A 7,264-nucleotide genomic window follows, 5' to 3' on the forward strand; every position below is an offset into this window, starting at 1 on the left:
GGACATCAAGAAGCATTTCGTGAATCCGATCGCGCGGATGTCGAGCGACCACATGCGCTGGATCGCCGAGGACCCGCGTCCAGTTATCAAGATCGCCCCGCACGACGCCGGCCTCACCATCGCCGGCGGCCGGCTCACCGGCAGCGACAACATCTACTGGCGTATCGCGCAGTTCCTGATGCCGTTCCACGCCTACGCGCCGAGCGCGATGCCGGGCGAGAACATCTTTGGCCAGACCTTCGTTCCCGTGACCGATACCAATTGCTGGATCTACACCTATGCCTGGAATCCGGAGCGGCCGCTGACGCAAGCCGAACGCGACGCCTATGACCGCGGCAACGGCGTGATCGCGGAGGTCGACGACAATTACGTGCCGCTGCGCCACAAGGGCAATGATTACCTGATCGACCGCAAGCTCCAGAAGACGAGGAGCTATACCGGCATCAAGGGCGTCTCCGAGCAGGACGCCGCCGTGCAGGACAGCCAGGGCCCGATCGCCGACCGCACCCGCGAGCATCTCGGCCCGACCGATCTCGGCATCATGCATTTCCGCAAAGTCGTGATGGATCTGGCTCGCGCGCTCCAGCGCGGCGAAGCGCCGCCGCAGGCCGCGCATCAGGATCGCTACGCGGTGCGCTCCGGCGCCTGCGTCACCAGCAGGGCCAAGGACCTGCCCGCGGTGATGCTGGAGCGTTTCGGCGACGTCGCAGGCTTTGTCGGCCGTCCCCGGATCGCAGCGGCGGAGTAGGGCTTGGGCCAATCGCGCAGCATCATTGCAGTTCTCGTCGCGTCGACCCTGCTGGCGTCGCTTGCCCCTGTCGGGCGCGGACATGCCGCTGCCGCGCGAACGATGGCGAAGCCCGAGCCCAAGTCCAAGCCCAAGTCCAAGCCGAAGCCGCCGGCGCCATCGGCCAGATGTGAGATGCCGAAATTCCGGATCGTCGTGGATGTCGGGCACACTCCGGACTCCTACGGCGCGCTGAGCGCGCGCAATGATACGGAATTCGGCTTCAACTTCCGGCTCGGAAAGCTGATCACGGCGAAACTCAGGGACCAGGGCTTTGCCGCAACCCGCCTGCTCGTCACGGACGGCAAGGCGCGGCCGAGCCTGTTCAAGCGCGTCAGTGCCGCGAATGACGGCCGGGCCGATCTCCTGCTGTCGATCCATCACGACTCAGTGCCGGACAAGCTGCTCGAGACCTGGGAATTCGACGGCGCGATGAGTTATTTCAGCGATCGGTTTTCAGGCCATTCGCTATTCGTATCCGAACGCAATTCGCACTTCGCCACCAGCCTGTTGCTGGCCCGGATGATCGGCCGGCAGTTGAAAGAGCAGGGCCTGCATTATGCCAGCCAATACACCTTGCCGGTGATGGGACGCTACCGCCGCCAGCTGCTCGACAAGGATGTCGGCGTCTACCGCTATGACGGGCTCGTCGTGCTGTCGCGAACGAACAGCGCCGCGGTGCTGCTCGAAGCCGGTTCCATCATCAACCGCGACGAGGAAATGGCGATGAACTCCCCGGAGCGGCAGGAACTGATTGCGGGAGCCGTCGCGGCGGCGATGGGGGAGTTTTGCGAGAGGCGGTAGTGCTGACATCGGGCGTCGCGATGCTCACCGTCGTCGTCCTGGCGAAAGCCAGGACCCATTACCCCAAGGAGAAGTCGCGGAGCCATGCTGGCAACCGCGAGTCTTCGTCAAACTGCTCCCTGTGGTAATGGGTCCTGGATCTTCGCTCGCTATTGGACAACGCTACGCGTTGCCAAGCGCTCGCTTGTCCAGGACGACGTGGTGAGTGATTATTTTCTCAGCTGTCGTCCCGGCGAAGGCCGGGACCCATAGCCTCAGGGAGCGGTTGTGGCGCGAAGCTGATAACCGCGGGCCTTCGTCAAACTACTCCCTGTGGTTATGGGGCCCGGCCTTCGCCGGGACGACGGGACACCTACAGCGGCACCCCGCGATACTCCCGGTTGGCCAAACTCGCCTCTTCGAGATCGAGGTCGCGCTCGATCCGCCGCCTCGTCTCGTCGGTGATCTGGCCGTCGCGCAAGAGGTCGTGGATGAAGCGGCGCTCGGCGACGATCAGCTCGCGGGTCAGCGCGGTGCCGGCGGCTGAGACGTCGTGGTGGGCGGGATCGAGCGAGTCCGGGAGCTGGTTGGCGCGGATCTCGTGACGCGCGCGCAAGAGCCGCATCACTTCCTCGGAAACCTCTTTCTTCCCCGTCAGCGCGTCGAGCGATTTCAGCGCGGCGTCGAGCGCCTGGCGCCGCGCGGCGATCTCGGCCTCGTGCTCGGCGACATGCTCGCTGCGGCCGGCCTCTGCGACGCCGAGCCAGCGCACCACCGGCGGCAGCGTCAGGCCGACCCCGATCAGCGTGGTGAAGATGACGCCGAAGGCGACGAACAGGATCAGGTCGCGATACGGAAAGGCCTCGCCGCCCGGCAGCGTGAACGGCAGCGCCAGCGCGGCGGCCAGCGACACCGCGCCGCGCACGCCGGTGAAGGCAAGCACGAACGGCCATTGCCATGGCGGCGACGGATCGCGCTGGCGCAGCGATTTGCTGAGGATCCGCGGCAGATAGGTCGCGGGATAGAGCCAGGCGAAGCGCGCGATCACGATGATCACCAGGACGACGGCGGTCGCGATGAGGATATCGTCGAGCGGGAACGCTTTCGATTTCTCGTAGAGCGCGCGCATCTGGAAGCCGGTGAGCAGGAACAGCAAGCCCTCGATCAGATAGATCACGAGGTCCCAGAAGAAGATGCCTTGCAGGCGCGTCGCGGACGAGATCAGGAGCGGGCCGTTCCAGCTGACATAGAGGCCGCAGGCCACCGTCGCGATCACGCCGGAGCCGCCGACATGCTCGGGCAGCCAGTAGGAGACGTAGGGCGTGATCAGCGACAGCGTCAGCTCGACCTGCTGATCTTTCGCCCATCTGCGGAAGCGCAGCGAAAGCCAGCCGACGCCGATGCCGAAGGCGATCTCCCCGGCGACAATCAGGAAGAATTCTCCTGCCGCCAGAGGCACCGAGAAATGCCCGACCGTGATGGCGGCGAGCGCAAAGCGGTAGAGGATCAGCGCGGTGGCGTCGTTGGCGAGCCCTTCGCCTTCGAGAATGACCAGGAGCCGGCGCGGCATGTTCAGCCGCCGCGCGATCGCGAGCGGCGCCACCACGTCGGGCGGCGCGACGATGGCGCCGAGCAGGAAGCCGATGGTCCAGGGCAGGCCGATCATATAATGCGTGGCGGCCGCCACAAGTGCCGCGGTGAAGATGACCGCGCCGACCGCGAGCAGCACGATCGGGCGCAGATTGTTCCTGAACTCGCGCCAGCTCATCGCGACGCTCGCCGAGTAGATCAGCGGCGGCAGCACCATCAGCAGCACCAGTTCCGGCGGCAGCTCCACAGGCGGCATGCCCGGCACGAAGGCGAGGCCGACGCCGGAAAGCATCAGCAAAATGGCAGGCGCGATGTTGAAGCGGCGGGCGACAAGCGCGGTGCCCGCCAGCACCGCGAGCAGGATGAGAAAGGTCTGAAATTTTGCTGCGATCATGGCCTGTCTTGGCCCGGAAGCGGCCAAAAGGTCAATGCGTCGCGGCTCACGCCAGCCGTTCGGCCACCATGCGTCCGACGCTTGCGAATACGGCGTCGATCTGCGCGGCGTTGGGCCTGCCGCCCTGGGTATAGGCCGCGATCAAGATCGGCGCATCGGGCCTGGGCCAGATGACCGCGATATCGCCCGATGCGTCCTTGCCGTTGTTGCCGGTCTTGTCGCCGATCTTCCAGGCCGCGGGCAGGCCGCCGCGCAGCCGGTTCGCACCGGTCTTGCAGCCCACCATCCATTCGGTGAGCTGGGCGCGCGACGCCGGCGACAACGCCTCGCCCGTCACCAGCCGCCGCAGATTGCCGGCCATCGCCGCCGGCGTGGTGGTGTCGTGGGGATCGCCGGGCGGGGAGCGATTGACCTCAGGCTCGTTGTGGTCGATCCGTGAGGTGGTGTCGCCAAGCGATCGCCAGAACKCGGTGAGGGCGGCTGGCCCGCCGATCCGCGCCAGCAGCAAATTGGCGCAGGTGTTGTCGCTGAGCTCGACGATTGCCTTGCACATCTCGGCAACCGACATCTTGCCGGCCGCGAGATTTTGCTTGGCAACGGGCGCATAGCTCAGCAGGTCGGCCTGGCCGTAAGGGATCACGGCCGCGAGCTGCTCCTCGCCGCGATCGACCCGCGCCAGCACGCAGGCCGCGAGCGAGGCCTTGAACGTCGAGCACATGATGAACCGCTCGTCGGCGCGCYAGGCGATCTTCGCGCCGGTCGCGAGGTTCTCGGCATAGACGCCGATCCGTCCGCCGCTTTCGCGCTCGTATGATTCGAGCTCGGGCACAGCGTCCGCGGCGAACGCGGGGCTGGCGGCCATCGAGCAGAGTGATGCGAGTAGGGAGCGACGATCGAGCAGCATGGGGCACTTTCAGGCGGATGAAGGTGGGGCGTCGTCATTGCGAGCGCAGCGAAGCAATCCAGTCTGTCTCCGCGGAGAGATTTCTGGATTGCTTCGCTGCGCTCGCAATGACGGAGAATGCGGGACGAGTGCCGCAGATTTCGGACAGCGGAAGGTCGAGTCCCTCACTCCCTCAGGTCATACCGGTACGATTTCGACACGATCTGCCAGCCGTCCGCGAGCTTCATCGCCACCAGATAGTCGGTGAAGAAACGTGGCGGCAATTGGCACCGCACCTTGATGAAGGCGGTCTTTTCGTCGGACCGGTCGATGGTGACGATGAAATCCTCACGCGGCTTGCCTTCGGCCTTGGCGGAGGCCCGCTTGCGCACGCGGTCGAGCCAATCCGGTACGGTCAGCACCTGCAATTCGCCCTTCTCGACCCAGCGCAGATCGGCCGAGGGATGGAAGATGGTGCCGAGCTTTTCGGCGTCGCCCTCGTAAAGTCCGTCAAAATAGCTTTGCACGACGGCTTCGACGCTCGAACGGTTCTGGCTCACGGGTCATCCCTTTGAATGATGGCTCGGGGGGAATTTAGTCGTAGGTATCAAAATGCGCTATGGGTGTGTCAACCATTTGCGCGCAGGCGTTGCCATGACCGGATCAGAAAACTCGAAGGCTCGTATCCTCACCGGCGAATGCTACTGCCGCGCCGTGCGCTACGAGGTGGCGGACCAATTCTCCTACGCGCTGAACTGTCACTGCTCGAACTGCCGCCGCACCACCGGCTCCGCCTTCAAGCCCTTCGCCGGGATCGAGCAGAGCAAGCTCCGCATCGTCCGGGGCGAGGACCAGCGCACCATTTTCGGCGACGACATCACCCATGACGCCCACTGCGCCCGCTGTGGCTCGCTGCTGTATTCCCGGGTGCGCGAGGGAAAGTGGGTCCATGTCGCCATGGGAACCCTGGTCGATGCCCCCTCGATCCGGCCGAGCGCCCATATTTTCGTAGGTTCGAAGGCGCCTTGGCATGAGATCACGGACAATCTGCCGCAGTATCGGGGGCATATCAGCGGTGCCTAGGGGGAACCCGGTCCATGGGCGCCCTTGCCGGCGAACCGCGGCCGCACTGGCGCGACAAATAAGGGGGACTTCCGGCCTGTCGCCGGCGCCGCCTTCGTGACCTCCATCACAAGCGCGCGCGGCGGATTTTGCTAGAGCGGTCCCAAAGGGCCTCGGACGGCCCAGAGCTTTCGGAAGGCGTGTCATGCGCAACCTGTTCAGACTTTGCCCGCTGCTCCTCGCTGTCGCGCTGCTGTTCGGCGCCGGACCCGCCTTCGCCGGAAAGCGCGTCGCGCTGGTGATTGCCAACTCGGCCTATCAGCACGCGCCCTCGCTTGCGAACCCCGTCAATGACGGCTCGGTGATGGCGAAGACGCTGAAGGATGCCGGCTTCGACGTCGTCGATTCCCGGCACGATCTGTCCGCGCTCGACACGCGGCGCGTGCTGCGCGACTTCGCCGATTCGACGCGCGATGCCGATATCGCCGTGGTCTACTATGCCGGCCACGGCATCGAGGTCGAAGGCTTGAACTATCTGATCCCGGTCGACGCCAAGCTCGAGCGCGACACCGACGTCTATGACGAGGCGCTGTCGCTCGACCGCGTCCTGGTTGCGGTCGAGCCCGCCAAGCAGCTTCGTCTGGTGATCCTCGACGCCTGCCGTGACAATCCGTTCGGCAAGACCATGAAGCGCACGGTCGCCTCGCGCGGCATCGGCCGCGGCCTCGCCCAGGTCGAGCCGACCAGCCCCAACACGCTGATCGCCTATTCGGCCAAGGCCGGCTTCACGGCGCAGGACGGCGACGGCGCCAACAGCCCGTTCACGGTTGCGCTGTCGAAGCATCTGACGACGCCGGGCCTCGACGTCCGCCRCGCTTTCGGTTTCGTGCGCGACGACGTGCTGAAGTCGACCGCGAACAAGCAGGAGCCGTTCGTCTATGGCTCGCTCGGCGGCGAGGACGTGCCGCTGGTGCCGGTCAAGGTGGTAGCCGCCGCTCCCGTGGCGCCTGTCGCGAACCCGCAGGCCGATATCCGTCGCGACTACGAGCTGGCGCTCCAGGTCGGCAACAGGCCGGCCTGGGAGGCCTTCCTGGCCCAGCACCCTGACGGCTTCTATGCGAATCTCGCCAAGCTTCAGGTCGAAAAAATCGGCGCCGAGCAGGCGCACGCGGCGGCGACCGAGAAGGCCAAGCAGGCCGAGGCCGAGCGCGATCGTCTCGCCGCGGTCGGTGCACAGAAGGATGCGCAGGCCAAGGCCGCGGCCGATGCGAAAGCCGCCGAGCAGGTGCAACTCGCCGCGCAGAAGGCCAAGGAGCAGGCACAGCAGCAGGCGGCTGCCGCCGAACAGCAGCGCGTCAACCTCGCCGCCGCCGCGCCGAGCGCCGTGCCGGCCAGCACGGCGAGCCCGACCGGCACCGCCGTGGCCTCGCTGACGCCCGCGACGGCTCCGGCCGACCTCAACCGCTCGGTGCAGACCGAGCTCGGCCGCGTCGGCTGCTTCTCGGGCACCCCCGATGGCAACTGGAGCACGTCGTCGCAGCGCTCGCTGTCGCAGTTCAACCGCTACGCCGGCACCAAGCTCGACGTGAAAATGGCCAGCACCGACGCGCTCGATACCGTCAAGGCCAAGCCGTCGCGCGTCTGCCCGCTGGTCTGCGAGCACGGCTTCAAGGCCGATGGCGACAAGTGCACCAGGATCGTCTGCGGCGACGGCTTTGCGCTGAACGACGACAATGAATGCGAGAAGAAGCGCGCTGCCAAGCCC

Annotated in this window: 6 protein-coding genes and 1 pseudogene; 4 read left to right on the forward strand and 3 right to left on the reverse strand. The window is 66.0% G+C overall.

Going from position 1 to position 7,264, the window contains the following annotated elements:
- Together ACXJL8_RS28520 and ACXJL8_RS28525 are read left to right on the forward strand one after the other, a co-directional pair.
- Positions 1 to 748 (forward strand): annotated as a pseudogene (locus tag ACXJL8_RS28520) (Rieske 2Fe-2S domain-containing protein); the annotation flags it as partial.
- A 3-nt stretch (positions 749 to 751) separates the two neighbouring features.
- The gene (locus tag ACXJL8_RS28525) at positions 752 to 1,591 is read left to right on the forward strand and encodes an N-acetylmuramoyl-L-alanine amidase (RefSeq protein WP_456618380.1); all 840 of its coding nucleotides are present in this window, start codon (positions 752 to 754) and stop codon (positions 1,589 to 1,591) included.
- A gap of 352 nt (positions 1,592 to 1,943) precedes the next feature.
- On the opposite strand, the gene ACXJL8_RS28530 is transcribed toward ACXJL8_RS28525, so the two are convergent.
- From ACXJL8_RS28530 to ACXJL8_RS28540, 3 genes are all read right to left on the reverse strand, one after another.
- Positions 1,944 to 3,554: a Na+/H+ antiporter gene (locus tag ACXJL8_RS28530; RefSeq protein ID WP_456618379.1), complete on the reverse strand. Its 1,611-nt coding sequence runs from the start codon at positions 3,552 to 3,554 to the stop codon at positions 1,944 to 1,946.
- Positions 3,555 to 3,600: 46 nt separating this feature from the next.
- On the reverse strand, positions 3,601 to 4,458 hold the full coding sequence (gene bla, locus ACXJL8_RS28535) for a class A beta-lactamase (protein ID WP_456685997.1): 858 nt from the start codon (positions 4,456 to 4,458) through the stop codon (positions 3,601 to 3,603).
- 164 nt (positions 4,459 to 4,622) lie between these two features.
- Positions 4,623 to 4,997 (reverse strand): nuclear transport factor 2 family protein, encoded by a 375-nt coding sequence (locus ACXJL8_RS28540; protein WP_166467747.1) that lies wholly within the window; start codon positions 4,995 to 4,997, stop codon positions 4,623 to 4,625.
- A 94-nt stretch (positions 4,998 to 5,091) separates the two neighbouring features.
- Here ACXJL8_RS28540 and ACXJL8_RS28545 point away from each other — a divergent pair, with 94 nt between their 5' ends.
- Both ACXJL8_RS28545 and ACXJL8_RS28550 read left to right on the forward strand, forming a co-directional pair.
- Complete coding sequence (locus tag ACXJL8_RS28545) at positions 5,092 to 5,520, forward strand: GFA family protein (RefSeq protein ID WP_456618377.1); 429 nt, start codon at positions 5,092 to 5,094, stop codon at positions 5,518 to 5,520.
- 184 nt (positions 5,521 to 5,704) lie between these two features.
- Positions 5,705 to 7,264: caspase family protein (locus ACXJL8_RS28550; RefSeq protein WP_456685998.1), on the forward strand; the 1,560-nt coding region annotated here is incomplete at its 3' end.

The sequence above is a fragment of the Bradyrhizobium sp. P5_C11_2 genome, assembly GCF_054049755.1.

Coding starts and splice junctions, on each gene's coding strand:
- ACXJL8_RS28530 (WP_456618379.1), bottom strand. CDS start 3,554: ATGATCGCAGCAAAATTTCAGACCTTTCTCATCCTGCTCGCGGTGCTG.
- ACXJL8_RS28545 (WP_456618377.1), top strand. CDS start 5,092: ATGACCGGATCAGAAAACTCGAAGGCTCGTATCCTCACCGGCGAATGC.